Below are 792 nucleotides of genomic sequence, written 5' to 3'. Positions count from 1 at the left end.
GATCTTACCATCATCGTTCATTTCACCAACACCGATGAACAAACGCTCTTCGCCCATAGTCAGGCGCAGAGACCCCTGCTCTGGTGCACCTAATACTTGAACCGGTTGGCCATGCTGAACCATATCTGCTAATTCAGGAATTAGGTTTACTTCTGGTAAGTCTTCAACTGCAGTGTCCATTGGCATAAGCAGTGGATCGAGCAACTCGCGAGGTGCGATTTCTTCACGATGAGCTTGCTCAAGTAGCTCATTAAGCTGCTCAAGAGTCACCATTTTCTCGTAAGGGTACTTGGCTACAGCTGTGCGGCGCAGCATCGTTACGTGAGCACCACAACCGAGCATTTCGCCCAAGTCATCGACGATAGTACGAATGTAAGTGCCTTTTGAACAGTGCACCTCCATCTCAACTTCATCACCTTCAAAACGGTGAAGAATGATTTCGTATACCGTAATTTTACGAGACTCACGTGGAACTTCGATACCTTTACGAGCGTACTCGTACAGAGGTTTGCCTTGGTATTTCAAAGCAGAAAACATCGAAGGCACTTGGTCAGATTCGCCACGGAACTTCTCAATACACGCTTCTAGTTTCTCGAAAGTCACATCTACTGGTCGCGTTTCTACCACTTCACCATCAGAGTCTGAAGTGTTAGTACGTTCGCCAAGTTTTGCGATCACGCGATAGCGTTTGTCTGAATCCAGTAGGAACTGAGAAAACTTGGTTGCTTCACCTAACCAGATCGGCAACATACCCGTCGCTAGAGGGTCCAACGCACCAGTGTGACCCGCTTT

At 47.7% G+C, this 792-nt stretch carries 1 protein-coding gene; it reads right to left on the bottom strand.

The features are described from left to right. Nucleotides 1–792, bottom strand: a 792-nt coding sequence (gene truB / locus R7Q11_RS25700; RefSeq protein WP_225466941.1) for a tRNA pseudouridine(55) synthase TruB, incomplete at both ends; no start/stop codon positions are given.

Source organism: Vibrio sp. 970 (genome assembly GCF_033339075.1).
The sequence above is the reverse complement of the archived record's forward strand: the minus strand, read 5'-3'. Positions and strand labels throughout refer to the sequence as shown.